Source organism: Klebsiella sp. 2019SCSN059, assembly GCF_021739525.1.
Lineage (GTDB): Bacteria > Pseudomonadota > Gammaproteobacteria > Enterobacterales > Enterobacteriaceae > Klebsiella > Klebsiella quasipneumoniae.
This window is the reverse complement of sequence record NZ_JAKKOM010000140.1, coordinates 1-553: the sequence shown is the minus strand read 5'-3', so window position 1 is coordinate 553 and position 553 is coordinate 1. Positions and strand designations below refer to the sequence as shown.

The window sequence follows — 553 nt, the reverse complement described above, 5'->3', positions numbered from 1 at the left end:
GAAATGGACGGCCGTCTTGAACAGGACGTGGTGATTTTCCAGGACAGCCAGGAGCAGTATGAATTTGGCATCACGCTGCCGTTACGCAACCAGGCCGGGATGAGTGACAGCGGGCAGGAGAGCATCTGGGATATTCAGGCTGTATACAATGTTGTGAGCGGAAGGGTGGCCACCCGGGACTACAACTACCGGGAAGCGCTGACGCCGCAGGACAGTACGGAAAGTATCAGCAGTCAGGAAGGGATCACCGCCGGGGAAACGTACCATTACGCGGAACCCTTCCTGACGGCGGGTGATACGGAAAGTACAGAGTCCGGGGCATACTTCGCCCGTCTGCGTCACGAACGCATTCTGAACGCGCAGTATCGCGTCAGCGGGCACTCCTCCAGCCCTCATCTGGCTCCGGGTCAGGTACTGGAAACGGACGGCACGCTTCCCGATGCCGTCAGGGAAGGCATCGTCATCACCACGGTGCGCACCAGCGGTTCGCGCAAAAGTAGCTTTACGCTGACGTTTGAGGGTATCCCCTACAGTGAAACCGTCTGTTATCGTC

At 58.4% G+C, this 553-nt stretch carries 1 protein-coding gene; it reads left to right on the top strand.

Annotated features, from left to right (window positions below):
• A partial coding sequence (locus tag L2I46_RS29325) for a contractile injection system protein, VgrG/Pvc8 family (protein WP_272909898.1) occupies positions 1–553 on the top strand: 553 nt, incomplete at both ends.